This is a genomic window from Kitasatospora sp. NPDC049285, from assembly GCF_040678815.1.
In the GTDB taxonomy this organism is placed as follows: domain Bacteria; phylum Actinomycetota; class Actinomycetes; order Streptomycetales; family Streptomycetaceae; genus Kitasatospora.
Genome location: NZ_JBFAQR010000013.1, coordinates 73,331 through 98,794, shown reverse-complemented (window position 1 = coordinate 98,794; position 25,464 = coordinate 73,331). Strand labels below are relative to the sequence as shown.

Annotated in this window: 21 protein-coding genes; 11 read left to right on the top strand and 10 right to left on the bottom strand. The window is 72.8% G+C overall.

Annotation, left to right across the window (positions count from 1 at the left end; all coding sequences use genetic code 11):
- Window positions 1-61: 61 nt before the first annotated feature.
- Window positions 62-889: a hypothetical protein gene (locus AB0K51_RS11955; RefSeq protein ID WP_363453303.1), complete on the bottom strand. Its 828-nt coding sequence runs from the start codon at window positions 887-889 to the stop codon at window positions 62-64.
- Window positions 890-1,077: 188 nt separating this feature from the next.
- Window positions 1,078-1,668, bottom strand: a complete 591-nt coding sequence (locus tag AB0K51_RS11950; protein WP_363453301.1) for a nucleotidyltransferase family protein — start codon at window positions 1,666-1,668, stop codon at window positions 1,078-1,080.
- Window positions 1,669-1,797: 129 nt separating this feature from the next.
- Here AB0K51_RS11950 and moaA point away from each other — a divergent pair, with 129 nt between their 5' ends.
- Both moaA and AB0K51_RS11940 read left to right on the top strand, forming a co-directional pair.
- The gene (gene moaA, locus AB0K51_RS11945) at window positions 1,798-2,817 is read left to right on the top strand and encodes a GTP 3',8-cyclase MoaA (RefSeq protein ID WP_363453299.1); all 1,020 of its coding nucleotides are present in this window, start codon (window positions 1,798-1,800) and stop codon (window positions 2,815-2,817) included.
- Window positions 2,818-3,074: 257 nt separating this feature from the next.
- Window positions 3,075-3,821: an HNH endonuclease family protein gene (locus AB0K51_RS11940; RefSeq protein ID WP_363453297.1), complete on the top strand. Its 747-nt coding sequence runs from the start codon at window positions 3,075-3,077 to the stop codon at window positions 3,819-3,821.
- Between the two features lie 96 nt (window positions 3,822-3,917).
- On the opposite strand, the gene AB0K51_RS11935 is transcribed toward AB0K51_RS11940, so the two are convergent.
- From AB0K51_RS11935 to AB0K51_RS11925, 3 genes are all read right to left on the bottom strand, one after another.
- On the bottom strand, window positions 3,918-6,272 hold the full coding sequence (locus tag AB0K51_RS11935) for a glycosyltransferase family 39 protein (RefSeq protein WP_363453295.1): 2,355 nt from the start codon (window positions 6,270-6,272) through the stop codon (window positions 3,918-3,920).
- Between the two features lie 89 nt (window positions 6,273-6,361).
- Complete coding sequence (locus AB0K51_RS11930; protein WP_363453293.1) at window positions 6,362-7,489, bottom strand: alpha/beta hydrolase-fold protein; 1,128 nt, start codon at window positions 7,487-7,489, stop codon at window positions 6,362-6,364.
- A 169-nt stretch (window positions 7,490-7,658) separates the two neighbouring features.
- Window positions 7,659-9,998 (bottom strand): glycosyl hydrolase family 18 protein, encoded by a 2,340-nt coding sequence (locus AB0K51_RS11925; protein ID WP_363453291.1) that lies wholly within the window; start codon window positions 9,996-9,998, stop codon window positions 7,659-7,661.
- A 223-nt stretch (window positions 9,999-10,221) separates the two neighbouring features.
- On the opposite strand from AB0K51_RS11925, the gene AB0K51_RS11920 reads away from it, so the two are divergent.
- The gene (locus AB0K51_RS11920) at window positions 10,222-10,761 is read left to right on the top strand and encodes a GNAT family N-acetyltransferase (protein ID WP_363453289.1); all 540 of its coding nucleotides are present in this window, start codon (window positions 10,222-10,224) and stop codon (window positions 10,759-10,761) included.
- A gap of 37 nt (window positions 10,762-10,798) precedes the next feature.
- Here the strand turns inward: AB0K51_RS11920 and AB0K51_RS11915 are convergent, their stop codons facing one another.
- A complete protein-coding gene (locus AB0K51_RS11915; RefSeq protein WP_363453287.1) occupies window positions 10,799-12,457 on the bottom strand; it encodes an FAD-binding dehydrogenase in 1,659 nt (552 codons plus the stop codon).
- A gap of 272 nt (window positions 12,458-12,729) precedes the next feature.
- Here AB0K51_RS11915 and AB0K51_RS11910 point away from each other — a divergent pair, with 272 nt between their 5' ends.
- Entirely contained in the window at window positions 12,730-13,653 is a 924-nt protein-coding gene (locus AB0K51_RS11910; protein ID WP_363453285.1) for an SGNH/GDSL hydrolase family protein, read from the top strand.
- Window positions 13,654-13,746: 93 nt separating this feature from the next.
- Window positions 13,747-14,310 carry an NUDIX hydrolase gene (locus AB0K51_RS11905; RefSeq protein ID WP_363453283.1) on the top strand — a complete coding sequence of 188 codons (564 nt, stop codon included), beginning with the start codon at window positions 13,747-13,749 and terminating at the stop codon, window positions 14,308-14,310.
- A gap of 84 nt (window positions 14,311-14,394) precedes the next feature.
- Here the strand turns inward: AB0K51_RS11905 and AB0K51_RS11900 are convergent, their stop codons facing one another.
- Complete coding sequence (locus AB0K51_RS11900) at window positions 14,395-16,821, bottom strand: endonuclease/exonuclease/phosphatase family protein (RefSeq protein ID WP_363453281.1); 2,427 nt, start codon at window positions 16,819-16,821, stop codon at window positions 14,395-14,397.
- A 261-nt stretch (window positions 16,822-17,082) separates the two neighbouring features.
- A complete protein-coding gene (locus AB0K51_RS11895) occupies window positions 17,083-18,177 on the bottom strand; it encodes a HoxN/HupN/NixA family nickel/cobalt transporter (protein WP_363453279.1) in 1,095 nt (364 codons plus the stop codon).
- A 248-nt stretch (window positions 18,178-18,425) separates the two neighbouring features.
- On the opposite strand from AB0K51_RS11895, the gene AB0K51_RS11890 reads away from it, so the two are divergent.
- The 4 genes from AB0K51_RS11890 to AB0K51_RS11875 all read left to right on the top strand — a co-directional run bounded on the left by AB0K51_RS11890 (window position 18,426) and on the right by AB0K51_RS11875 (window position 21,693).
- Window positions 18,426-18,728 (top strand): (2Fe-2S) ferredoxin domain-containing protein, encoded by a 303-nt coding sequence (locus AB0K51_RS11890; protein ID WP_363453277.1) that lies wholly within the window; start codon window positions 18,426-18,428, stop codon window positions 18,726-18,728.
- Entirely contained in the window at window positions 18,725-19,489 is a 765-nt protein-coding gene (locus AB0K51_RS11885) for an aminotransferase class IV (RefSeq protein WP_363453275.1), read from the top strand. The genes AB0K51_RS11890 and AB0K51_RS11885 overlap by 4 nt, the downstream gene beginning before the upstream one ends.
- A gap of 181 nt (window positions 19,490-19,670) precedes the next feature.
- A complete protein-coding gene (locus AB0K51_RS11880; RefSeq protein ID WP_363453273.1) occupies window positions 19,671-21,284 on the top strand; it encodes a metallophosphoesterase family protein in 1,614 nt (537 codons plus the stop codon).
- A gap of 76 nt (window positions 21,285-21,360) precedes the next feature.
- Complete coding sequence (locus tag AB0K51_RS11875; RefSeq protein ID WP_363453271.1) at window positions 21,361-21,693, top strand: YnfA family protein; 333 nt, start codon at window positions 21,361-21,363, stop codon at window positions 21,691-21,693.
- Window positions 21,694-21,700: 7 nt separating this feature from the next.
- On the opposite strand, the gene AB0K51_RS11870 is transcribed toward AB0K51_RS11875, so the two are convergent.
- Window positions 21,701-22,192: a hypothetical protein gene (locus AB0K51_RS11870; RefSeq protein ID WP_363453269.1), complete on the bottom strand. Its 492-nt coding sequence runs from the start codon at window positions 22,190-22,192 to the stop codon at window positions 21,701-21,703.
- Window positions 22,193-22,359: 167 nt separating this feature from the next.
- On the bottom strand, window positions 22,360-23,571 hold the full coding sequence (locus AB0K51_RS11865) for a pyridoxal phosphate-dependent aminotransferase (RefSeq protein WP_363453267.1): 1,212 nt from the start codon (window positions 23,569-23,571) through the stop codon (window positions 22,360-22,362).
- A gap of 99 nt (window positions 23,572-23,670) precedes the next feature.
- Between AB0K51_RS11865 and AB0K51_RS11860 the strand changes: the two genes are divergently transcribed.
- Entirely contained in the window at window positions 23,671-24,045 is a 375-nt protein-coding gene (locus AB0K51_RS11860) for a helix-turn-helix domain-containing protein (RefSeq protein ID WP_363453265.1), read from the top strand.
- 243 nt (window positions 24,046-24,288) lie between these two features.
- Window positions 24,289-25,464 carry a hypothetical protein gene (locus tag AB0K51_RS11855; protein WP_363453263.1) on the top strand — a complete coding sequence of 392 codons (1,176 nt, stop codon included), beginning with the start codon at window positions 24,289-24,291 and terminating at the stop codon, window positions 25,462-25,464.

Below are 25,464 nucleotides of genomic sequence, written 5' to 3'. Positions count from 1 at the left end.
GATCACGAGCGTCAGGAAATCCGGAACGGCGTGATCCGAACGGCGGGCGCCGGCGTACGCCTCAGGACGTCCAGCCGGTTTCCATCAACGCCTCGGCCGCGCCGTTCGCCGGCTGCGGGATGCCGGCGGCGTCCAGCGTGAACAGCGCCACCAGCAGCTGCTCGCCGCGGACCAGGGCCTGGCGGGAGTACCCGGCCACGGTGAACATCGCCGCCGCGACCTGCTCGCTGTGCAGGGTCTCCAGCCACAGGCACTCCACCGAGCGGACGTCCGCCGCCTCGGTCCAGGTGTCCACCCAGGCCACCAGGCGCGATCCCAACAGTGCCGTGGAGTCCCGTTCCTGACCCGGCGTCAGCTCCAGGTCGTCGAATCCCAGCCACTGCAGATACCGCGCCGCCGTCAGCACCGCGTCCTGTGGGGTGCGCACCGGCTGCGGACGGAACGGCGGACGCAGCAGCCGCGCCGAACCCGAACCCGCCGCCAGCGGATCCGGCTGCCCGGTCGGCGGCACCGCCGTGGTGTACGGCCGCGCCGCGGCGGGCCGGGTGGTGCGCGGGCCGGCGCTCTGCAGCCGCGGCGAGCGGTCCACCGGCAGCCGCACCGTCGCGCCGCAGTTGCAGGTGAACTCCGGCTGCGGCCACTGGTCGCTGTGCCCGCAGTGCGGACAGCGCATGCTCAGCCAGGAGTCCTCCCAGGACCGGAACCGCACCTGGACCGGCACCCCGCCGCGCAGCAGCGGCACCCGCAGCTGCGCCCCGCACGGGCACGGCAGGCTCGGCGGCTCGTACCGGTGCTCCCGGCGGCAGGCCGGGCAGCGGATCTCACTGGCCCCCGACGGCGAACCGGCCGCGAACCGGGCCGGCTCCCCGGCGTCCTCGGGCAGCGGCATGGCGGTCACCCTCCGTTCCGGTCGCGATGAGCAGGAGCGGCCTCCATCCTCGCTGATCGGCGGGCCTGCCCGGTGCGGAATGAGGGAATCCTCCATCGGAGTTGAGAGATCCGAAAGGTGCGCGGCCCGGCGCGCGCCGGGGGCGCACTCGGCTGACGGCCCGTCAGTCCCGGGCGAGCCGGCTCGGCTCACTCGACGCCCCAGCGGGCCAGGTCGGCCGGCGTGTCCAGGTCGTCCGGGACGGCGATGCCGGTGCAGTCGACCAGGGTCACCGGGCGGGTGGCCAGCAGCGTGCGGGCGCCCGCGTCGCCGGTGGCGGTGGCCAGCAGCTCGGGGAAGTGCGCGGCGCCGATCAGCACCGGATGCGCCCGGCGGCCGCCGTACGCGCAGGACAGCAGGTCGGTACGGTCGTTGTGGGCGGCCAGCAGCCGCCGGACCGCCTCGGCGGTCACGCCCGGGGTGTCGACCAGCAGCACCAGCACGGCGCTCGCCTCCGGCGGCAGCGCCGCCAGGCCCGCCCGCAGCGAGGAGGCCATGCCGCTCGCCCAGTCAGGATTGTCGATGAGTCGACAGTCGCCGGTCTCCACCCGCTCCCGGACCTCCGCCGCCGACGCCCCCAGCACTGCCGCCGTCCCGGCGCACCCGCCGTCCCGGGCCACCGCCAGCGCGTGCTCCAGCAGCGGACGGCCGCGCAGGCGCAGCAGCGCCTTGGGCCGGCCGCCCAGTCGGGATCCGCCGCCCGCCGCCAGCACCAGGGCCGGCACCCGCAACTCGGTCATGCGGCCAGTCTGCCCCCACGGCCGGGCCGCGGTCCTTGGACGATCGAACAGCGGCCGCCCGCCGCCGCCCCGCCGCTCCCGGCCGTTCCGCCGCTGGACCCCGCAGCAGCCATCGCCTTCACTGGGCGGATGGCACCGCGCACCACAGACGCCCCCGGCGACGCCCCCGCACCGCTGACCGACCGGTACGGCCGGATCCACACCGACCTGCGGATCTCCCTCACCGACCGGTGCAACCTGCGCTGCACCTACTGCATGCCCGCCGAAGGACTCGACTGGCTGCCCAAGGCCGAGGTGCTCACCGACCACGAGCTGCTCCGCCTCGCCCGGATCGCCGTCCACCGCCTCGGTATCCGCACCCTGCGCCTGACCGGCGGCGAACCCCTGCTCCGGCGCGGCCTGCCCGGCTTGGTCCGCGGCTTCGCCGAGCTCGGCGTGGAACTCTCCCTCACCACCAACGGCATCGGACTCGCCCGGATGGCAGGGGAGTTGAAGGACGCCGGACTGCACCGGGTGAACGTCAGCCTGGACACCCTGCGCCCCGAGCGGTACGCCGCGCTCACCCGCCGCGACCGGATCGCCGACGTGTTCGCCGGGATGGCCGCGGCCCGGGACGCCGGGCTGGCGCCGGTGAAGATCAACGCGGTGCCGGTGCGCGGCGTCAACGACGACGAACTGGTCGAGCTGGTCGAGTTCGCCGCCGAGCACGGCTACCGGATGCGGTTCATCGAGTCGATGCCGCTGGACGCGCAGGGCGCCTGGCAGCGCGACACCATGGTCACCGCCGACGAGATCCTCGCCGTCCTCGGCGAACGCTGGCAGCTCGTTCCGGTCGGCCGGCACGGCAACGCCCCCGCCGAGGAGTGGCGGATCGCCGGCACCGACACCGTGATCGGCGTCATCGCCTCCGTCACCCGCCCCTTCTGCGGCGGCTGCGACCGGGTCCGCCTCACCGCGGACGGCCAACTCCGCAACTGCCTCTTCGCGACCGAGGAGTCCGACCTGCGAGCGCTGCTGCGCGGCGACGCCGACGACCGCCGGATCGAGGAGGCCTGGCGCGCGACGATCGCCCGCAAGGGGCCGGGGCACCAGATCTCCTCGGCGGAATTCGTCCGGCCGGACCGGCCGATGTCGGCGATCGGGGGCTGAGCGGAGGCGAGCAGAAGGAGGCGAGGGAGGAGGGGGAGGGTGAGGGGGGCGAGGCCGGGCCGATGTCGGGGATCGGCGGCTGAGCGGAGCGGGACCGGGGGCTGAGCAGGGCGGACGGGGGAGACGGCGGGGTGGCGGGTGGGCGGGGTGTGAGGTGGGTCATGCCGGGGGCGTGTCTGTGTGGTCGGCTTGACCGGGGATCGGGGGGACTGGTGGGGTGGTGGGCCGTCAGAGTCCCTCAGCCGTAGAGGAATGCCGTGCGCCCCCGCCGTAGTGCTCTCGTTGCCGTCGTGTTGCTCGGATCGCTCGCGCTGAGCGGGTGTACCGGGGGTGGTAAGTCGTCAGGGGATTCGGCGAAGCCCGGCGCGGCCCGGGGCACGAATCCGCTGCAGAACCCGGACGGGACCAAGCCCGGTCTGCTGCCGGTGAGTTCGGACCAGGACCGGAAGGCGGGGCGGGACCTGATCGGCAAGGTGAAGACCGCCGACCCGGGGCCGAAGACCGGCTACGACCGGGACCAGTTCGGGCCGGCCTGGACGGACAACGTCGACGGCATCCCGTACGGCCACAACGACTGCGGGACCCGGGACGACGTGCTGGCGCGGGACGGGCAGAAGGTCGAGCACAAGGACGGCTCGGCGTGCGTGGTCACCGGGATGACGATCTGGGACCCGTACACCGGCAAGACCGTGGCGTTCACCAAGCAGCAGGCGTCGAAGATCCAGATCGACCACGTGATGCCGCTGTCCTACGACTGGCAGCAGGGCGCCGCGCAGTGGGACAAGGCCAAGCGGGTGCAGATCGCCAACGACCCGCTCAACCTGATCCCGGCGGACGGCTCGCAGAACGCGTCCAAGGGCGACTCCGGACCGGCGAGCTGGCTGCCCGCCAACACCCAGGTGCACTGCGCCTACGCGATCCGCTGGGCGCAGGTCTCGCTGAAGTACCAGCTGCCCGTGACGCCCGCCGACAAGAAGACCATGCTCTCGCTCTGCGGCGGCTGACGAATCGTCAGGAGAAACGAAACGGCCCGAGGCCGCCCGGCTCCCAAAGGGGGGAGAGGAGCCGGGCGGCCTCGGGGGTCCTGAGGGGGGGCGGGGTCAGCCGGTGGCCTTCGCCGAGGTCAGGTCGTACAGGGTGGTGTTGCCGACGGTCTTGGCCGTGAAGGTGGACTGCACCCAGGAAGCGATCTCCGAGGAGTAGTTGCTGCCGCCCATACCGCCGCCCATGCCGCCACCGCCGATGAACCAGTGCACCTTGCCGTCCTGGACCAGCTGCTTGAAGCCGTCCAGGGAGAGCGAGGGGTCGCTGCCGTTGAAGCCGCCGAGCGCCATCACCGGTTCGCCGCTGGCGAGTTGGTAGCTGGCCTGGTTCTGCGAGCCGACCGCGGCGGCGGCCCAGGTGTACTTGCCGGCGTCCTGCTTGAGCAGCGCGGCGACCTCGTCGGAGACCTGGGTGCCGCCGAGCAGGCCCCCCATGCCACCGCCCATCCCGCCCATGCCGCCCATGCCGCCACGGCCGTCGCCGCCGAACCGTCCGGTGCCGCCGGGGAAGCCGTTCTGGCCGGTGCCGGTGCCGTTCTGCCCCGTGCCGTTCTGGCCGCCGGGGAACGCCGGGAGGTTGCCGGTGCCGCCTTGGCCCATGCCGCCCTGACCGCCGCCGTTCTGGCCGCCGGGGAAGGCCGGGAGGTTGCCGGTGCGGCCCTGGCCGCCGCCGAACATCCGGCCGCCTCCGCCGCGCATCCCGCCGAAGCCGTCGGCGCTCTGCACCCGCGGGCCGGCGGTGACGATGGAGCCGCTGTGGCCGGTGGAGACGGTGTCGACCGCGTAGGCGGCCGGACCTGCCAGGCCGGCGGCGAGGGCGGTGAGGCCCGCCACGGCGGCGATCCGGCCGCCGAGGGTGCCGCTGATCCGACCGGCCGCGAGCAGCGCCGCCGCGGCCAGCAGCCCGCCGATCAGGACCGCCCAGCGCAGCCAGGGCACGAACGCGGCGCTGCGGCCGAGCAGCACGTACGCCCACCAGCCGGTGACCGCGGTGACGGCGGCCAGCACGGCGGCGTAGGGCAGGCGGTGGCGGACCTTCCAGAGGCCGTCGACGCCCATGCCGACCACCGCGGCGACCGCCGGGGCGAGGGCGACCGTGTAGTACTGGTGGAAGATGCCGGACATGAAGCTGAAGGTCAGCGCGGTGCAGACCAGCCAGCCGCCCCAGACCAGGAACGCGGCCCGGGCGGTGTCGGTGCGGGCGTAGCGGCGGGTCGCCCAGAGGCCGAGGACCAGCAGGATCAGCGCGGCGGGCATCAGCCAGGCGATCTGGCCGCCGATGTCGCCGTCGAAGAGCCGGGTGATGCCGGTGCTGCCCCACATCCCGCCGCCGTTGCCGCCGCGGCCGCCACCACCGCCGCCGACGCTGCCGGTCTCGTCGCCGGTGATCCGGCCGAAGCCGTTGTAGCCGAAGGTGACGGAGAGGAAGGAGTTGTCCTGCGAGCCGCCGATGTACGGGCGGGCGGAGGCCGGCATCAGCTCGACGATCGCGACCCACCAGCCGGCCGAGAGCACCATCGCCAGTCCGCCGAGCAGCACCTGGCGGAAGCGCCGGCCGAGGCCGGTCGGCGCGGTGACCAGGTAGACGAGCGCGAAGGCGGGCAGCACCAGGAAGGCCTGCAGGGTCTTGGTGAGGAAGCCGAGGCCGAACATCACGCCGGTGAAGACCAGCCAGCGGGTGGAGGCGGTCTCGGTGGCCCGGACGGTGCCGTACGCGGCCAGCGTGAGCAGCAGCACCAGGAGCGCGTCCGGGTTGTTGAAGCGGAACATCAGCGCCGCGACCGGGGTGAGCGCCAGCGCGGCGCCGGCCACCAGGCCGCCGAGCGCGGAGAAGCGCCGCCGGACGGTGGCGTACACGGTGGCCACCGTCGCCACGCCCATCAGCACCTGCGGGGCGAGCAGGCCGGCCGAGCTGAGGCCGAAGATCCGGACGGAGAGCGCCATCGGCCACAGCGAGAGCGGCGGCTTGTCGACGGTGATGAAGTTCGCCGAGTCGGAGGAGCCGAAGAACATCGCCTTCCAGCTGACGCTGCCGGCCTGCACCGCGGCCGAGTAGAAGGAGTTGGCCCAGCCGGAGGCGGTCAGGTTCCAGAAGTAGAGGACGGCGGTGGCCAGCAGCAGGCCGAGGAAGGCCGGGCGCACCCAGTGCGGGTCGTCAGGGCGTCCGCGCAGGGCGCGGGCGGGCAGCGTGCGCAGCCGGTCGGCCCAGGACGACGGTCCCTTCGGGCCGGTGGGCGGCAGCGCGACGGGCGGGAACAGCGTCTCGACGGGCCGCTCGCGCTCCGCCTCGGCGGGCGGGGAGGCGGGCCAGGCGGTCGCCCCGCCGGGGGCCGCGGGAGGCGCGGGCGGCGGGTAGTTCGCGGCCTCGGGCCACGGCTCGCTGGTCGGAGGAACGGAACTGGACGTGGTCATGGGAGCTACGCTCGGTGGCCACGCTGAAAGCTTGATGAGACCGGGCTATGAGCGGCCTGTGATCTGCGGTGCGGACGGGTGACGGCGGGTCAGGCCGTGGGCGCCGGGTGGGCGAGGCGCTGGCCGAGCCAGGTGAGGGCCGGCGGGATCTCGCGGGTCCAGGTGTGGAAGTTGTGGCCGCCGGTGTCCAGCGTGATGGTGGACAGCTTGGTCGGGGCCTTGAAGGCGGCGACCATCTGCTGGGTGGCGGGGTAGTTCTCCTCGTTGAGGCTGGTGGCGAGGAGCAGCGACACCGGCGGGGCGGGCTGGGTCTGCAGGCGCCACAGCAGGTCGTTGTCGCGCTTGACCTCGGGGCTGCCGTTGAACAGGTCGCCGGTGGTGGGGTCGTTGTGGACCTCGTAGTAGCCGGAGAGCGAGATCGCCGAGCGGTAGGCGTCGGGACGGCGCAGGGCGAACTTGAGCGCGCAGTAGCCGCCGGTGGAGTCGCCGACCACGGCGTGCGCGTCGGGCCGGGCGTCGACCCGGTAGTCGGCGGCCATCGCCTTCGGCAGGTCCTCGGTGAAGAAGGTCTCGACCTGCGGGCCGCCGGGGACGTCCATGCACTCGGTGTCGCGGTTGCCGACCAGGGTGGGCCGCATCATCACCAGCACGGTCGGCGGCAGCTCCTTGGCCTCGATCGCCTTCAGCGTGGAGGCCGGGTACTGGAGCAGCGAGATCAGCTTCTCGGGGGTGCCGGGGTAGCCGGAGAGCGCCAGCAGCATCGGGAAGCGGGTGCCGGCGTAGGCGGGCTGGAAGTACTGCGGCGGCAGGTAGACGTACGCGGGGGTGCCGGTGAGGCCGGAGCGGGCGCCGCGGATCTCGACCTGCTGGATCACGCCGGAACGGTCCTGCGCGGAGCCCTGCGCGGAGTACATCTTCTGCTCGCCGGTGACCGCGACGGCCTTGCCGCCGGGCTGGTGGTCGACGACGGTGCCGGGCTTGCCGTCCAGGCCGAGTAGGTCGCTCCAGGTGGAGTAGAAGCCGAAGTAGGAGTTGGCGACCAGGCCCATCGCGACCAGCACCGTGACCTGCGTGCCGAAGAAGGCGCCGAGCCGGCCGAGCCAGGCACGCCAGCTGCGCCCGCCGAGGCGGGGCCACAGCCACATGGTGGCGGCGAAGGCGGCGATCGCCAGCAGGCTGGCGATGATCTGGATCGGTACTCCGGTCAGGCTCGGCACCTGATGATCGTAAGGTACGTCCTCATCAAGCTCCCAGCCGCTCCCAGCCCGTTCACGGGAAGGCCAAGGCGGGGTCAAGACCGGCCCAAGCGCCCCGGTGCGCCCGGGTGTGGGACGGCCCGCCGCGCCCCATGGGGTGGGCGCGGCGGGCCGCCGGTCGGACGGGCCGTCAGCCGAGGCTGGTGGCGATGCTGTTCAGCAGGGTCGAGGAGTCGTCGTCGTTCTCCAGGGCGAAGGCGAACATGCCGGCCAGGCCCTTGGACTTGGCGTAGGCCGCGCGGGCCTGGATGGCCTGCGGGTTGTCACCGGTCCAGAAGTTGGTGCCGTCGTAGACCCAGGTGCTCTCGGTCACCGGGTCCCAGTGGGTGTTCTGGGCGGTCAGCGTGAGCTCGCGCCAGCTGGCCAGGCCGGCCTCCTGGCTGCCGGGCTTGGCGGGGGTGCCGCCGGTCGCCGCCTGGTAGAGGCCGTAGTTCGCCCCGGCCTGGACGCCGGTCCAGCCGCGCCAGTAGAACGGGATGCCCAGCACGATCTTGTTCGCCGGGAAGCCGCCCGCGATGCCGTACTCGGGCAGGCCGGTGGTGTACGCGGTGAGCGTGGTGTCCACGTTGTACTTGCGGGTGCCGGGGGTGATCGGCGTGGTCGGGTCGCTCGGGCTGTCGTGCAGCGGGTCCTGGAAGTTGGTCGGGCCGGTGGCGTCCCAGGAGCCGTGCATGTCGTAGGTCATGATGTCGGCGTAGTCCAGGTACTGGCCGATCTTGTCGGTCTCCAGGTACTGGATCTTGTCCTGGCCGCTGGGCAGCGCCGCGGTGAGCAGGAAGCGCTTGCCGACGCTCGCGCCGTAGGAGTCCAGCTGGCTGCGGAACTCGGCGAGCAGGGCGGTGAAGTTCTGCTTGTCGGCGGCCGAGTAGTGGTTGCCGGTGTGGCCGCCGGCCGAGCCCGGGTACTCCCAGTCGATGTCGATGCCGTCGAAGATGCCGGCCGCGGTGGCCGCACCGCCGGAGGCGTCGCCGGCCACGCCGGTCGGCAGGTTGCCCTTGAGGAACATGTCGAGGCAGGAGGACACCAGCTTCTTGCGCGAGGCGTCGGTGGCCGCCGCGTCGGAGAAGTACTTGGAGTAGGTCCAGCCGCCGAGCGACAGGGTGATCCGCAGGTTCGGGTTCTTGGCCTTCAGCTGGCGCAGCTGGTTGAAGTTGCCCTTCAGCGGCTGCTGCCAGTCGTCGGCGCTGCCGTCCACGCTGATCGCGCCGGTGTAGTCCATCTGGTAGTCGGCGTACGCGTCGGCCGCGCCGTCGCCCGCGTTCGGGTTGTCCTCGTGGGTGGCGTCGGAGGCCTTGACCGCCTCGAAGCAGTTGAGGTTGGTCGGGTGGATGTTCTCGAACGCGTAGCTGATCACGTCCAGCTTGGCGGCCGCGCCGGAGGTGTTCACGTTCTTCGGGTAGTAGGCGGCGTCGTAGACCGACCACTGGTCGAAGTAGGCGGACTTGAGCGGCTTGGCGGCGGGCGCGGCGGACGTGGTGGTGGTCACCGGCGCGGACTGCTGGGAGGCGTGGCCGGCCTTGTCGTACGCCTGCACGGTGAAGGTGTACGAGGTGTTCGGCAGCAGCGAGCTGACCGCGATCGAGGTGCCCATCGAGGTGCCCACCAGCTGGTTGTTCGACCAGACCTTGTAGCCGACGTAGTTGTCGGTGGAGTCGGTCGACGCCGTCCAGCCGAGCACCACCGCGTTGGCCGTGGTGCGGCTGACGGTGACCCCGCCCGGGACGGTGATCTTGCCGTCGCCGCCGGGGCCGTTGCCGGTGCCCGAGCTGGAGCTGGCCGAGGCGGACGGCGAGGCGCTGGTCGACGGGCTGCTGCTGCCGGACGGGCCGGCGCTGGTGGACGGGCTCGCCGAGGCGCTGCCGCTCGGGCTGGCCGAGGCGCTGGTGCTGGCGCTGGCACTCGCGCTGGCACTCGGGCTGGTGGAGGTCGTGGCCGGGCCGGTCAGGCTGAGGTCGTCGGCCTGGTAGGCGCCCTGGCCGTACCAGCCGTGGGTGAAGACGGTGACCGAGGTGGTGCTCGCACCGGTCTTGAACGTGGTGCTCAGCTGGGTGTAGTTCGGCGCCGACGGGCTCCAGGTGGAGGCGTTCACGCCGGTGCCGGTGGCGCCCAGGTAGACGTAGCTGCCCTTGACCCAGCCGCTCAGCGAGTACTGGGTGTTGGGCTGGACGGCGACGGTCTGCTGGCACTGCGCGGTGTCCGAGGCGGTGGCCGCGCCGTTCAGCGCGTACGAGCCGGAGTGCACCGGGGTGGTGACCACCGAGCCGTTGGTGCAGGTCCAGCCGGTCAGTGCGCCGGCCTCGAAGCCCGGGTTGCCGAGCAGGTTGACGGTGGCCGCCGAAGCGCTGCCGAGGGACACCGCGAGCGCCGTGGAGCCGACCGTCATGGCGGCGGCCACCGCGAGCGCGCCGGCCCGCCGGCGGGGCGCGGTCCGTCGCGCCGACTCGTGGGCGGGTGTGGCCCGTTCAAGCATGGAGGTACCTCCGGAGAAGTGGGGTTGTCCGGTAGGTGCGTCGGCCTGGCGGCCGGGTGGGAGCCTCACGCCTTGTGGGGAGCGCGTCACAAAGATTGGACTGGACCAATCATCCGCGTCAAGGATTTCGGGCCACGAACCGTCAGGAACCTTTCCGATCAGTCGTGTGATGCCATGTCACATGGCTAGGCTGGGGCCTTCGACGTCCCCGGGGAGGGCTGCCATGGCGGAGACCGGCGGGAGGGCGGAAGTCGTGCTCGACACCGAGCGGCTGACCGTCCGTCAGTGGACCGGGGGCGACCTCGACCGCGCCTTCGACACCTACGCGCGGTGGGAGGTCGCCCGATGGCTCGGCAGCGCGCCGCGGGCGATGGCCGAGGCGGCCGAGGCCCGCGCCTTCGTCGAGCGGTCCCGGCTGCGCTCGGCCGACCCGCGGTTCGGCCTCTGGGCGGTCGAGGTCCGCGACACCGGCCTGGTCGCCGGGTCGGTCCTGCTGCTCCCGCTGCCGGACGGCGACGGCGAGGTCGAGATCGGCTGGCACCTCCACCCCGACAGCTGGGGCCACGGCTACGCGACCGAGGCGGCCCTGGCGGTCCTGGCGAAGGGCTTCGCGGACGGCCTCGACGAGATCCTGGCCGTGGTCCGCCCGGACAACCACCGCTCCACCGCGGTCTGCCACCGGCTCGGCATGACCGAACACGGCCTGACGGACCGTTGGTACGGCGCAGAGATGACGGAGTTCCGGATCGCCCGCCCGACCTGAGCCCGCCGGGCGCGTACCCCGCCCGGCCGACGTGCCGTCAGCCCGTGGCTGCGGCTGCTGCGCGGCCGGCGGTGCGGCCGGTGAAGAGGCAGCCGCCGAGGAAGGTGCCTTCGAGGGAGCGGTAGCCGTGGACGCCGCCGCCGCCGAAGCCGGCGGCCTCGCCGACCGCGTAGAGGCCGTCGAGGACGGTGCCGTCGGGGCGCAGGACGCGGGCGTCGAGGTCGGTGTGCAGGCCGCCGAGGGACTTGCGGGTGAGGATGTTGAGGCGGACGGCGATCAGCGGGCCGGCCTTGGGGTCGAGCAGGCGGTGCGGGGCGGCGGTGCGGATCAGCTTGTCGCCGAGGTACCGGCGGGCGCCGTGGATCGCGGTGACCTGGAGGTCCTTGCTGAACGGGTTGGCCATCTCGCGGTCGCGCGCCTCGACCTCGCGGCGCAGCTCGGCCTCGTCGATGGCGGGCGCCTTGCCCTGCCGCTCGTTCATGCCGCGCACCAGGTCGGTGAGGGTGTCGGCGACCACGAAGTCCGCGCCGTGCCGCTTGAAGGCCTCGACCGGGCCGGTGGCGCCGGGCAGCGCGCGGCCGAGCACGCCGCGGATCGAACGGCCCGTCAGGTCGGGGTTCTGCTCGGAGCCGGAGAGCGCGAACTCCTTCTCGATGATCTTCTGGGTGAGCACGAACCAGGTGTGCTGGTGGCCGGTGCGCATGATGTGTTCGAGGGTGCCGAGGGTGTCGAAGCCGGGGAAGAGCGGGACGGGCAGGCGCTTCCCGGTGGCGTCGAGCCAGAGCGAGGACGGGCCGGGCAGGATCCGGATGCCGTGCAGCGGCCAGATCGGGTCCCAGTTCTCGATGCCCTCGGTGTAGTGCCACATCCGGTCGCCGTTGATCAGCTGGGCGCCGGCCGCGTCGGCGACGTCCAGCATCAGTCCGTCGACGTGGGCGGGGACGCCGGAGAGCATCCGCTCGGGCGGGGTGCCGAGCCGCTCGGGCCAGGCGGCGCGGACCTTCTCGTGGTTGCCGCCGATGCCGCCGGAGGCGACGATCACGGCCTGGGCGCGCAGTTCGAAGTGGCCGGCCACCTCGCGGGAGCTGGACTCGCCGCGCTGCACGGCGCTGGGCGCGAGCACCTCGCCGGTGACGGTGTCCAGCGAACCGGCGCTCGCCGCCAGTCCGGTGACGCGGTGTCGGAAGCGCAGTTCGACCAGGCCGCGCTTGACGCCCTCGCGGACCCGGCGGGCGAAGGGCTCGACCAGCCCGGGGCCGGTGCCCCAGGTGATGTGGAAGCGCGGCACCGAGTTGCCGGGCCCGCTGGCGAGCAGGCCGCCGCGCTCGGCCCAGCCGACCACCGGGAACAGCCGGACGCCCTGGGCGTGCAGCCAGGCGCGCTTCTCGCCGGCCGCGAAGTCCACGTACGCCTCGGCCCAGCGGCGCGGCCAGGCGTCCTCCGCGCGGTCGAAGCCGGCCGTGCCCAGCCAGTCCTGCCAGGCGAGTTCGTGGGAGTCCTTGATCCGCATCCGGCGCTGTTCGGGCGAGTCGACCAGGAACAGTCCGCCGAACGACCAGTGCGCCTGCCCGCCGAGCGAGCCGGCCGGTTCCTGGTCGAGCAGGATCACCCGCCGTCCGGCGTCCACCAGTTCGGCGGTGGCGGTCAGGCCCGCGAGGCCCGCTCCGATCACGATGACGTCGGCGTCGTAGGCCATGCGGGGTCCTTCCGGGGCTGCTCGGGTGCCATGATCCTGCGGCCTGCACGCCCGGCGGTCAACCCACCGGTAACATCCACCGCCCGAATGCGCTCCTGAGCGGAGCGAAATTCCTTTCCCGACAAGGAAGTTCGCCGCCAAATCGACACGCCGCGAGATCTGGACACCCCTCTAACCCGGAAGTAACTTACCGAGCAGTACGCCCCCACGCGGCGCCCACCCGAATGCCGCGCCCCCACCCACCCGCCGTTTCTCTCCCCCCAGGAGGAACCGTGCTCCGCCCTGCCCTGAAACGCGCCGCCGTGCTGGCCGGCGGCGTCCTGCTGGCCACCGCGCTCACCGCGCTGACCTCCCCCGCCCAGGCGGCCGCGCCGACCGGCAAGTACGTCGCCCTCGGCGACTCGTACGCGGCCGGCTCCGGTGTCCCCGGCCAGTACGCGGGCCTTTGTCTGCGCTCCGACCACAACTACGGCCACCTGGTGGCGGCCGCCCTCGGCAGCCGCGCCTACACCGACGTCACCTGCGGCGCGGCCAAGGTGAAGGCGATGACCGAGGCGCAGTACGACGCCTTCATCCGGGTCAACGACCCGCAGCTGGACGCGGTGACCGCCGACACCGAACTGGTCACCCTCGGCATCGGCGGCAACGACCTCGGCTCCTCCGACCTCGGCGTCGGCGAGGTGATCGCGGCCTGCGTGGCGGGCGCCGTGGTCAACCCGCTCGGCACCCCCTGCCACGACCTGTACGCCGACGGGCACTGGAGCTGGAGCCAGTGGGCCTGGGTGTACGGCGCCGACACCCTGTCCGCCCGGATCGACGCCGCCGCGCCGCAACTCGCCGACGTGCTGCAGCGGATCCACGCCAAGGCCCCGAACGCCCGGGTCCTGGTGGTCGGCTACCCCTCGGTGCTGCCCGAGGACGAGAACCGCTGCTTCGGGCGCCAGCCGGTCACCGTCGGCGACGTGGCCTACCTGCGCGGGATCCTCGGCCGGTTGAACGGCATGCTGGCCGCCACCTCGGCCGCGAACGGCGCCACCTACGTCGACACCCTGACCCCCACCCGGGGCCACGACGTGTGCTCCGACGACCGCTGGGTGGAGGGCGCGCTGCCCGGCTCGCCGACCGTGCCGTTCCACCCCAACGCGGCGGGCGAGCGGGCGATGTCGCAGGCCGTGCTGAAGGCGCTCGGGAAGTAGCCCCGCGAGGGCCCGCCGCCGGCATCCTCGAAGGATGCTGACGACGACTCACCGACCGTACGGACAAGCCCGCCGCGCCCCGCGAGCGGCCCGATGAGCGGCGCACCGCACGACGGCGGCCAGGTGCCCTCGTGGCGCCTGGTCAGCCGCGAGGTGGTCCACGAGGGCCCGTTCGTCCGGCTGTCGCTGGACCGGGTCGAGGGACCGGCCGCCCCCGAGGTGTACGAGCACGTCGACGTGCGCGACGGGGTGCGCGTCGTCGCCCTCGACGAGGACGGGCGGGTGCTGCTGGTGGAGGACGAGTTCTACCTGACGGGGCGCCGGATGCCCCACCTGCCCGGCGGCGGCGTGGAACGCGGCGAGGATCCGCTGACGGCAGCCCGCCGCGAACTGGAGGAGGAGACCGGCCGGTGCGCCGACACCTGGCACCGGCTCGGCGAGATCCACCCGCTGCCCTCCACCACCCCCGCCGTCACCACCCTCTTCCTGGCCACCGGCCTGACCGCCGGGCGCCTGCACCGCGACCCCGGCGAGGCGGGCATGACGATGCGCCGGGTCCCCGCCGCGGAGGCGGTCCGGCTGGCCCGTGGCGGCGTGATCCGGGAGGCCGGCAGTCTCGCCGCGCTGCTGCTCGCCGAACCGCTGCTGCCGGGGTGATCCCGGGCCCGGAACCACGGCGCCCCCGCCCGGTGGGACGACCGGACGGGGGCTACGTGCTGACGGGGCGTCAGAGTCTGTGGGTCACAGCTTGATGCGGACCACCTGCGGGTCGTGGTCGGAGGCCTGCACCGCGAACTCGCTGTTGATGTGCACCACGTCGTACGACACCTTGTTCGGCTTCAGCGCGGGGCTGACCAGGATGTGGTCCAGCACCTGCGAGTTGCCCTGGTAGACGTACGAGTAGCGCTGGTCGGCGGGCAGCTCGTTCACCAGGTCGCGCAGCACGCCGTCCTTGGTGAGGGTCTGCAGCGCGGGCGAGAACTGATAGTCGTTGAAGTCGCCGAGCGAGACCACGCGGGCCTTCGGGTCGGCGTCCAGCAGCTTGGCGACGAAGGCCTGCTCCACCGTGGCCTGCTTGCCGCGCTGCACCTCGGAGGAGCGGTTCGGGGCCTGGAAGCGGCTGTCGATGCCCTGGTCGCCGCCCTTGCTGTTGAAGTGGTTGGCGATCACGAAGACCGGCTTGTTGTGGAACTCGAACTGGCCGACCAGCGGCTTGCGGCTGGTGGTCCAGGCCTCGTTGCCCGGGTCGATCCGGCCGGGCGAGGCGGTCAGGCTGGTCTTGTTGTTGTGGCCGGTCACGTCCACCGCGGTGGTGGCGTCGCCGCCCGGGATGTCGGTGAAGGAGACCCGCGCCGGGTTGAACAGGAACACCTGGCGGATGTTGCCGCCGGGCTCGCCGCCGTCCTTGTCGTTCTCCGGGTTGATCGAGCGCCAGTCGTAGGCCGGGCCGCCGGCCGCCTTGATCGCGTCGATGAACTTCTGCACGGTGACGGAGGCGTCCACGGTGCCGTCGTCGACCGCGCCGTTGTTGTCCTGGATCTCCTCCAGGGCGACGATGTCGGGCGAGCTCAGGTTGGTGACGACGCCCTGGGCGAGTTGGGCGAACTTCTCGTCCGGGTCGCTCGGGTCGAGGTTCTCGACGTTGTAGGTGCCGAGCGAGAGCTCGTTCCGGTCCGCCGGGCAAGCGACCTCGCGCTGCAGGCCGTTGTCCTGGACCGCGCCGATCGCGTTGGCGGCGATGGTGTAGCCGCCGAACTGGTTGTAGTCCAGCGGGCCGCTGGTCACGCCGGTCAGCTGGTCGCCGACGTTGGCGGACGGGAAGGGCTGCTGGGCGACCGGGGCGAGCGACTGGACCATGATCCGGCCGACGTTCGGCTGGTCGTAGCCGAGGTAGACCACGCCGCCGCGGGCCGAACGCGGGTCCTCGCTGCGGGCGTCCACCCACAGCTCGTTGTACTTGTCGGTGGCCTGCACCACCGGCACGTCGCGGACCTCGACGTTCATGCCCTCCAGCGACTCGAACAGGTCGAGCGCGTAGGAGCCGGGCTGCAGGGTCAGGCCGTCGATCGAGCCGCCGGCCGCGTCCTGGGTGTAGGCGGCCGGGATGTTCGAGGAGTCCAGCACCACCGGCGCGGGCACCGCGTTGCCGGAGGACAGCACGATGACCTGGGGGGCCGTCAGCTCGGTGACGGACTGCGAGCCGCCGCTGCTGCTCGGGTAGTACTCGCTCACCTTGCCGGTGACCAGCACCGAGTCGCCGACCTTGACGGTCGGGTTGGCGCTGCCGGTGTAGACGAAGACGCCCTCGCTGGTCGCCGGGTCGGCGTCCGGGGTGGTGTCCTGGATCCAGAAGCCCTTGGAGCCGTAGGCGCGCACGCCGGTGACCACGCCGGGGACGTTGGTGACCGTCTGGCCGTTCTTCGGCGAGACGCGGGTGGTGCCCTGGACGTCGTGGATGCGCAGCGGGCCGGGGACCGGCGGGGGCGGCGGGGTGGTGCTGCCGCCGGTGGTCTCGCCCTTGCTGTTCGTCGGGGTCGGCGCGCCGGCCGACAGGTCGGCGGCGTTGTTGTCGGTGTCGGCCAGGGCCGCGCCGCGGGCCACCGCGTTGGTGTTGGAGGCGCCGGTGACCGGGCTGCCCTCGCGGACCACGGCGGTGCCGAAGCCGACCAGGTCGACGACCCGCGGGTCGGCGGCGCAGTCGGCGGCGGTCTTGCAGGTCAGCGCGGCGGTGCCGTTGACCAGGGCGACGGTGCCGGAGGTGGCGGAGAGCGCCAGGGTGCCGGAGGCGTCGGCGGCCGGCAGGTCCACGGTGCCGCCCGCGCCGGGGCCCTCGGCGACCAGGTAGCGGCCGCCGGGCGCGACCGAGCCGGTCAGCGGGGTGACGCCCCACTGGCTGCTGGCGCTCGGGGTGCCGGGCAGGTACTGCACGCTGTAGCCGGTCAGGCCGAAGGCCGCGCCGGACGGGTTGCCGAGCTCGATGAAGTCGTTCTTCAGCGTGGCGCCGGAGTTGCCGCCGCCGCCGTACACCTCGGCGATGACCGCACCGGTGGACGGGGTGGCGAACGCGCTCGGCAGCGGCACGAGCACCAGCGACGCGACGACGGTGGCGGGCAGGGCGGCGCGCAGCAGGGCGCGACGGGAGCGGCGGGCGGAGGTGGGGCTGGGCACCGTTGCGGGGCTCCTTCGTGGCAGGACCGGGGCCCGGCTGCCGTACCGGTGCCGGGCGGGTGAGGGTTCGTCAGAAGCGCGCGCCCACTCGGGGCTACTCGCGTAGATCCGGAGCCGAAGATACGCGCGTAGAAGTTGACGCGACAAGGGTGCCGACGTGAACTCTTCCCGCTGTGCCGGTCAACCCTCCCCGAACGCGACGAAAGGGGCACCGCTCGGGCGCCCCTTCGTTCCTGACGCGGCGTCAGGCCGCGGCGGCCCTCAGTCGGCCTGCTCGCGCAGGGCGGCGCCCCACTTCTGCTCGACCTTGCCGAACTTCCAGAACGCCAGCGCGCCGGCCCAGGTGACCACGAACAGTCCGACGATCGCGTAGCCGACCAGGTTGAGGTCGAGCGAGCCGACCCAGCCGATCGGGCCGGAGGTGATGTCCAGCTTCTCGGCGAGCAGGCCGACCAGCTCGACCACGCCGATCACCAGGGCGACCAGCACCGACAGGCCGGTGACGGTCAGGTTGTAGTAGATCTTGCGGACCGGCTTGGAGAACGCCCACTCGTAGGCGAAGTTCATGAACGAGCCGTCGATGGTGTCCAGCAGGCTCATGCCGGCCGCGAACAGGATCGGCAGCACCAGCAGGGCGTACCAGGGCAGCGAGAAGGCCGCCGCGCCGCCGGCCAGCACCAGCAGCGAGACCTCGGTGGCGGTGTCGAAGCCGAGGCCGAACAGCAGGCCCACCGGGTACATGTGCCACGGCTTGGTGACCGCCCGGGTGACCCGGCCGAGGATCCGGTTGAGGAAGCCGCGCCGGTCCAGCTGGCGCTCCAGCTCGGCCTCGTCGTACTCGCCCTGACGCATCTTCCGGAACACCTTGAGGATGCCGTTGAACGCGCCCAGGTTGATCAGGCCGATCAGCACCAGGAAGGTGCCGGAGACGCTGACGCCGATCAGTCCGGTCGCGGTGTGCAGGGCGGACTGGTCGGACTCCACCTGCCCGGCCAGCGAGCGGATGCCGAAGGCCAGCAGGGCGCAGAGGCCGAAGACGATCGAGGAGTGCCCGAGCGAGAACCAGAAGCCCACCGAGAGCGGCCGCTTGCCCTGGCCCATCAGCTTGCGGGTGGTGTTGTCGATCGCGGCGATGTGGTCGGCGTCGAAGGCGTGCCGCATGCCGAGGGTGTAGGCGGTCAGGCCCATGCCCGCGCCGAACACCTGGCCGCCGACGTCGTAGTGCTGCGGCGCGATGACCGCCAGCAGGGTGAACCAGCCGACCACGTGCAGGGCCAGCACGAAGCCGGCCATCCCGGCGAGCCGGGTCCACTCGTCGCGGGTGAGCCGGTCGCGCAGACGGCTGGGCGCTGGCATGGGATTCCCTCCGGACGTGGCTGCGAGCTGGGCCATCCTTTCCCTTGGCAGGTTGTAATTGCAAGTCATATGCAACTGAGAGCCGTCGGCGCACAACCGGCGGCCGGGCGGGGGCTCGCTACCGCGCCGGCGCCGGCATCGCGGAGAATGGCCTGGTTGGGGCAGGGGAAACGAGAGGCGGGGTCGTCATGGTCACGGTGACGGTGTGTCGGGGGTGCTGCTGCGGATCGGCGGTGAAGCATCCGGGGGTGGACCACGCGGAGCAGGTGCGGCAGTTGCGGGACGAGGTGGGGGACGCCGGGCGGGTGCGGGTGGTGGAGTGCCTGGACACCTGCGGGCACTCGAACGTGGTGGTGGTGAGCCCGTCGCCGCAGGGCCGGGCGCAGGGGGCGCGGCCGGTGTGGCTGGGCTGGGTGCTGGGCGAGGACATGGTGGCGGAGATCGGCGCGTGGGTGCGGGCCGGCGGGCCGGGGATCGCCGCGCCGCCCGGAGCGCTGGAGCTGCAGGAGTTCCGGGTGTCGCGGAAGGTGCGGGAGGGGCTGCCGGGATGACGGAGCTGGACGGGCGGCCGGTGACGGCGGATCAGCTGCAGGCGCTGGCGCTGACCAACTACGGGCACTTCACCACCATGCTGGTCGAGGACGGCCGGGTGCGCGGGCTCGACCTGCACCTGACCCGGCTGGAGCGGGACTGCCGCACCCTGTTCGGCACCGCCCCCGACCGGGAGCGGATCCGCGGCTTCGCCCGCCGCCTCGCGCCGCAGCGGGGCGCCGCGATCCTGCGGATCACCCTGTTCGACCCGGCGATCGACCTGGGCAGCATCGGTGGCGCGGCCGAGCCCCGGGTGCTGGTGACCACCCGTCCGGCGGGCGGCGGCGAGCCCGGGCCGATCCGGGTCCGCACCGTCCGCTACCGGCGGGAGCTGCCGCAGGTGAAGAGCGTCGGCCTGTTCGGGGCGCTGCGGCTGCGCCGGGAGGCCCAGCTGGCCGGCTGGGACGATGCGCTGTTCCTGGACGACCAGGACCGGATCACCGAGGGCGGCACCTGGAACGTCGGCTTCCTGCGCGGTGACCGGGTGGTGTGGCCGCGCGGCGGGTACCTCCCGGGCACCGCGATGGCGCTGCTGCGGGCCGCGTGCGGCGGCACCGAGGAGCCGGTCGGCCCCGAACTGGCGGGCATCGACGCCGCGTTCGCCACCAACGCGGCGGTCGGGGTGCGCCCGATCGCGGCGGTCGACGGCCGGGAGCTGGGCACCGCGGGCATCGGGCGGCTGCGCGAGGCGTACCTGGCGGTGCCCGGCGATCCGCTGTGAGAGCCGCGGAGGCCCGCGCCGGCAGCCCTCTTGACGGACCGTCATCATCGGCCCGGTGAACCCCGCGTGGCGCGGTCTTTACCAAGGCATGGTCAGATCATGTGTTCGCCCAGACCGACACGATGACGCTCGTTCACCGACCAGGCGGTTCTCGGCCACCGGCCGCTGAAAGTCTCCGCGCATGGATATCCCCAACATGGGCGTGCCCGCCAAGCTCGCCGACCGCATGAGCATGGCGGAGCAGCACGAGTACCTGCGCAGCAAGCTTTCCCGTCGCACCATGCTGCGCTCCAGCGCGGTGACGGTCGGCGCGATCGCCGTCGGCGGGGCGCTGGGCTCCGGCACCGCGTTCGCCGCCCCGGCCGGTAGCACCACGGACGCCGTCTCCGGCTCCCTGGTGGCCCCGGTCGGCCGCCACCTGCAGTTCGGCGCCGAGGCCGACACCCAGATGCGGGTGTCCTGGCAGGTGCCGGCGCCGGTGCAGAAGCCGTTCCTGCGCTTCGGCCGGCACCCGTGGGAGCTCAGCCACAAGATCGAGGCCGAGGTCCGGGCGCTGCACACCCCCGCGCTGACCCCGACCGGGACCGCGGTGGACCAGTACTACCTGCACGTCGAGCTGGACCACCTGCAGCCCGGCACCACCTACTACTACGGCGTGGGCCACCAGGGCTTCGACCCGGCGTCCCAGCAGGCGATCTCCACCCTGCAGACCTTCACCACCGCGCCGTCCCGCCACGGCCGCGGCCACCGCGCGTTCGAGCCGTTCACCTTCACCGCCTTCGGCGACCAGGGTGTCAGCGCGCACGCCGCGGGCAACGACAACGTGATCCTGGCGCAGAAGCCGGCCTTCCACCTGCACGCCGGCGACATCTGCTACGCCGACCCGATGGGCCAGGGCCAGGACGCCGACAAGGTCGCCTTCAACGCGCTGACCTGGGACGCCTTCCTGGCGCAGACCGAGACGGTGGCCGCGAAGGTCCCGTGGATGGTCTCCTACGGCAACCACGACATGGAGGCCTGGTACTCGCCCAACGGGTACGGCGGCGACGACGCCCGCTTCACCCTGCCCGGCAACGGCCCGGACCCGCGCAAGGCCCCCGGCGTCTACTCCTTCACCTACGGCAACGTCGGTGTCATCTCGCTGGACGCCAACGACGTGTCCTACGAGATCCCGGCCAACCTGGGCATCACCGCCGGCCGTCAGACCCAGTGGCTGGAGCGCAAGCTCCGCGAGCTGCGCGCCGACGAGGCCGTCGACTTCGTGGTGGTCTTCTTCCACCACTGCGCCTTCTCCACCACCCACCAGCACGCCTCGGACGGCGGTGTCCGCGACGCGTGGGTGCCGCTGTTCGAGAAGTACCGGGTGGACCTGGTCATCAACGGCCACAACCACGTGTACGAGCGCACCGACGCGATCCTCGGCAACAAGGTCAACAAGGCCGTGCCGAGCGGCGCGACGGTCGACCCGGCCAAGGACGGCGTGGTCTACGTGACCGCGGGCGCGGCCGGCCGGAGCCTGTACAGGTTCGACGCGCCCGACACCTACGAGGGCCACGAGAACCGGGTCGACGAGGTGGTCACCTACCACTTCGACAAGGGCAGCGTGAAGGTCGCCGAGACCGTCGAGTGGTCCCGGGTCCGCTACACCGGCTACTCCTTCATCAAGGTGGACGTCACCCCGGCGCACCGCGGCGGCACCGCCACCATGAAGGTCACCGCGCTGGCCGAGGACGGCAGCCAGGTCGACCACTACTCGATCGTCCGCCGCGCGGGCGAGTGCGAGCAGGGCCGCTGACGCCCCGACACCCCCGGGTCCGGCGGCGGCCGGGTCCGGGGGTGTCGTGCATCCCGCCGCCGGTAGGCTGCCGCGGGTGAGCACCGTCCGTTCGATCCTGCTGTTCGTGCTGGCCGCGCTGCTGGAGATCGGCGGCTGCTGGCTGGTCTGGCAGAGCGTCCGGGAGTCCCGCCCGTGGTGGCTGGCCGGTCTCGGCGTCCTCGCGCTCGGCGCCTACGGGTTCACCGCCGCCTTCCAGCCGGACGCGAACTTCGGCCGGGTCCTGGCCGCGTACGGCGGCGTCTTCGTGGCGGGCTCGCTGCTGTGGGGCGTCCTCCTCGACGGGTTCCGCCCCACCCGCTCCGACGTGCTCGGCGCGCTGATCTGCCTGGCCGGCGTCGGCGTCATCATGTACGGCCCGCGGCGCTGACCGGCCGTCAGACGTACTTCCAGCGCCAGCCGCTGTCGTCCAGGCACCTGATGGCCCGTCCGGAGGCGTCGGTGCCCTCCACGTTGTGGTCGGTGGCCCGGCAGTACTGGCCCGCCTTGTAGCAGTTGCCCGCGTTGGAGAGCGGGTGGCAGCCGGCCGCCGCCTCGGTGTGGGTCGGCGTCGCGGGCGGCTGGGGGGCGGCCGTGGTGGTGCGGGGCGCGGCGGGCCTGGTAGTGGCCGGTGCGGCCGCCGCGGGGGTGGTCGGCGCCTCGGTGGTGGGCGGCGCGGCGGCGGGGGTGGTGGCCGGGGGCGTCGGGGTGGGGGTCGGCGAAGGCGTCGGCGTGGGCGCGGCGGCGCTGCTGCTGACGGCGGCGGGGGCGCTGCTGGAGTGCGGCGCGGCGGGTGCCGCGTCGGTCGGCTCGCAGGCGGTGGCGAACAGCAGCGCGGCCAGGAACGCGCCGGCGGCGGACGCCCGGCGGAGGCGGAGTATGCGGGTCATGACGGCTCTCGTCGAAGGTGCGGGGACGAGAAGCCATCCTTCCGATGGTGTGCAAGCCGTGGAGGCCGGGTGATGGGTTCGTTACCGATCGGCAACCGCTCAGGACCCGACCGAACGGTAACTCCCGGTGCGGGGGCGGGCGTTCGTGTCGGGTCCGGCGGGCGTGGCTACTGGCGGTAGGTGGCCAGGAAGCGGCCGATCCGGTTGATGGCGGTCTCCAGGTCGTCGGCCCGGGGGAGGGTGACGAAGCGGAAGTGGTCGGGCTCCGGCCAGTTGAAGCCGGTGCCCTGGACGATGTGGATCTTCTCCCGGAGCAGCAGGTCGAGGACGAAGCGCTCGTCGTCGACGATCCGGTGCACGGCCGGGTCGAGCCTGGCGAAGGCGTAGAGCGCGCCCTTGGGCTTGACGCAGGAGACGCCGGGGATCTCGTTGAGGGCCCGCCAGGCGACGTCGCGCTGTTCGGTGAGCCGGCCGTTCGGCAGCACCAGGTCGTTGATGGACTGGTAGCCGCCGAGCGCGGCCTGGACGGCGAACTGGGCCGGGACGTTGGGGCACAGCCGCATGCCGGCCAGCATGGTGAGGCCCTCCAGGTAGTCCTTGGCGTGCTGCCGGGGGCCGGAGACCACCAGCCAGCCGCTGCGGAAGCCGGCCACCCGGTAGGCCTTGGACAGGCCGTTGAAGGTGAGGGTGAGGACGTCCTCGGCGAGTGCGGCGAGGCAGTGGTGCTCGGTGCCGTCGTAGAGGATCTTGTCGTAGATCTCGTCGGCGAACACCAGCAGGTGGTGACGGCGCGCCAGGTCGAGGATGCCCGCCAGGAGTTCCTTCGGGTAGACCGCGCCGGTCGGGTTGTTGGGGTTGATCACCACGATGGCCTTGGTGCGGTCGGTGATCTTGGCGGCGATGTCGTCCAGGTCGGGGTACCAGTCGGCCTGCTCGTCGCACCGGTAGTGCACCGCCTTGCCGCCGGCGAAGCGCACCACGGCCGTCCACAGCGGGTAGTCCGGCATCGGGACGAGCACCTCGTCGCCGTCGTCCACCAGCGCCTGCACGGCCATCTGGATCAGCTCGGAGACGCCGTTGCCCATGTAGACGTCATCGACCGTCACCCCGGCGACGCCGCGCTGCTGGTAGTACTGCACGACGGCGCGGCGGGCCGGCAGGATGCCGCGGGAGTCGCTGTAGCCGTGCGCGTTCGGCAGGTTGCGGATGATGTCCTGGATGATCTCCTCGGGCGCCTCGAAGCCGAACGGCGCCGGGTTGCCGGTGTTCAGCCGGAGCACGCTGTGGCCGGCCTCCTCCAGGGCGTTGGCGGTGTCGACGACCGGGCCACGGATCTCGTAGCACACGTCCTTCAGCTTGCTGGACTGGCGAAACTCCATCAGCGGCCTCCCGACCCGTCACCACACCCCTGCGGCTGGCGTGCTTTGTTCTACCAAGTACTCACTTGGAAAGTCCAACCTATTGGCTATGCTGACGCCATGCCACGCCGAAGCTACGACCAGTACTGCGCCGTCGCCCGCGCCCTGGACGCGGTGGGGGAGCGCTGGAGCCTCCTGATCGTCCGTGAACTCCTCGACGGGCCGCGCCGCTACACCGACCTGCACGCGGACCTGCCCGGCGTCTCCACCGACATCCTCGCCACCCGCCTCAAGCAGCTGGAGGGCGAGGGGCTGGTGGAGCGCCGCCGCCTGGAGCGCCCCGCCAACGCCACCGTCTACGCACTCACCGACCGCGGCGTCGAACTGCGCCCCGTCATCGCGGCCCTCGCCGTCTGGGGCGGCCCCGAGCTCGGCGAGCCGCGGCCCACCGACGCCGTCCGCGAGCACTGGTACACCGTCGGCGCCCCCGAGTAGTGGCTGAGTAGGACGTGAGGAGGGCCGCCGACGAGTCTTGGTCACGGCGGCCGACCGGCCACCTGCAAGCAGGACCCGTCCAACGCGCCGGCGCTGGACCGGGTCACCGCTCAGGAGCCCTCGGCCGCCTCGCAATGACGTCAGGAGCGCGGTGTCCCCCGCGCGTGTGAGGTCCTGACGTCGACGGTGCCGCGACCGGCCGGGGGGTTGGTCGCGGCACCGCGAGGAGCAAGGAGAACCCCCGTGATCGAACCCCTGCTGGACACGTCGGTGACGGCCTTCGAACGGCCCGGGCCGGCCGTGGTCGACGAGGCCCCGGCCGATCCCGACCGGCGCCCGCTGCCGTTCACGCGGTTCGCCGTCGAGATGCAGGCCCGCCCGACGCTCGACCGCACCGCGTTCCGGATCGCCGAGCACCTGAACGCGCACCGCACCGAACTGTCCGAGGTCGCCATCACCTTCCTGGGCGGCGAGCCCCGGCCGACCGGGGCGGACGAACTCGACTACGCGGCCACCATGCTGCGCCTGGCCGTCCCCGAGGGCATCGCCGTGCGGTTCTCGATGACCACGAACGGCGTCCTGCTCGAGGACCCGCGCATCCTGGCGGTGCTGGACAGGCACGAGATCGACGTCACCGTCAGCCTGGACGGCTCGCGCCCCGGGCCGGACCGGCACCGCCAGTACGCCGACGGCAAGGGCTGCCACGACGCGGTGATGCGCGCCGCCGCCGCGCTGCGCGCCCACGCGCCCGCCGCGCGGCTGCGCAAGCTGCTGTGCGTGATCGACCTGGCGAACGACCCGCTGGAGACCTACGAGGCGCTGGTGGCGGCCGGGGTCCCGCAGTTGGACTTCCTGCTGCCGCTCGGCGACTGGGAGACCAAGCCGCCCGGCTGGACCGGCGAGGAAGGCGGAGCCGCGTACGCGGACTGGCTGATCCCGGTCTTCGACCGCTGGTACGACACCGTCCCGGCGCCGACCACGGTCCGGCTGTTCGCCGGCATCATCGCACTGGCGGTGGGCGGGCGGAGCACCACCGAGGCGGTCGGCCTCGGGGTGTTCCGCTCGCTCGCCGTCGACAGCCACGGGTCCGTCGACCTGGTCGGCGCCCTCGAGTCCGGCTTCGCGGACGCCCCGTGGAGCGGCCTCGACGTGTTCGGCAACAGCTTCGACGAGGCCCGCCTGCACCCGGACGTGGACGCCCGGCAGCGCGGCCCGGCCGCGCTCTCCCCAACCTGCCTGGCCTGCCCGGTCCGCGACGTCTGCGGCGGCGGGCAGTACGCGAACCGGTACCGGGCCGGCACCGGGTTCCGCAACCCCTCGGTGTACTGCGTCGATCTGCGCAAGCTGATCACCCATGTCCGCGAGCGGGTGCTCGCGGACCTCGACCGCCTCGCCTCCGGAGCCGAAGCGGGCCGCTGA

Coding starts and splice junctions, on each gene's coding strand:
- AB0K51_RS11955 (WP_363453303.1), bottom strand. CDS start 889: ATGCCGCTGCCCGAGGACGCCGGGGAGCCGGCCCGGTTCGCGGCCGGT.
- AB0K51_RS11950 (WP_363453301.1), bottom strand. CDS start 1,668: ATGACCGAGTTGCGGGTGCCGGCCCTGGTGCTGGCGGCGGGCGGCGGA.
- moaA (WP_363453299.1), top strand. CDS start 1,798: ATGGCACCGCGCACCACAGACGCCCCCGGCGACGCCCCCGCACCGCTG.
- AB0K51_RS11935 (WP_363453295.1), bottom strand. CDS start 6,272: ATGACCACGTCCAGTTCCGTTCCTCCGACCAGCGAGCCGTGGCCCGAG.
- AB0K51_RS11925 (WP_363453291.1), bottom strand. CDS start 9,998: ATGCTTGAACGGGCCACACCCGCCCACGAGTCGGCGCGACGGACCGCG.
- AB0K51_RS11920 (WP_363453289.1), top strand. CDS start 10,222: ATGGCGGAGACCGGCGGGAGGGCGGAAGTCGTGCTCGACACCGAGCGG.
- AB0K51_RS11915 (WP_363453287.1), bottom strand. CDS start 12,457: ATGGCCTACGACGCCGACGTCATCGTGATCGGAGCGGGCCTCGCGGGC.
- AB0K51_RS11905 (WP_363453283.1), top strand. CDS start 13,747: ATGAGCGGCGCACCGCACGACGGCGGCCAGGTGCCCTCGTGGCGCCTG.
- AB0K51_RS11895 (WP_363453279.1), bottom strand. CDS start 18,177: ATGCCAGCGCCCAGCCGTCTGCGCGACCGGCTCACCCGCGACGAGTGG.
- AB0K51_RS11885 (WP_363453275.1), top strand. CDS start 18,725: ATGACGGAGCTGGACGGGCGGCCGGTGACGGCGGATCAGCTGCAGGCG.
- AB0K51_RS11880 (WP_363453273.1), top strand. CDS start 19,671: ATGGATATCCCCAACATGGGCGTGCCCGCCAAGCTCGCCGACCGCATG.
- AB0K51_RS11870 (WP_363453269.1), bottom strand. CDS start 22,192: ATGACCCGCATACTCCGCCTCCGCCGGGCGTCCGCCGCCGGCGCGTTC.
- AB0K51_RS11865 (WP_363453267.1), bottom strand. CDS start 23,571: ATGGAGTTTCGCCAGTCCAGCAAGCTGAAGGACGTGTGCTACGAGATC.
- AB0K51_RS11860 (WP_363453265.1), top strand. CDS start 23,671: ATGCCACGCCGAAGCTACGACCAGTACTGCGCCGTCGCCCGCGCCCTG.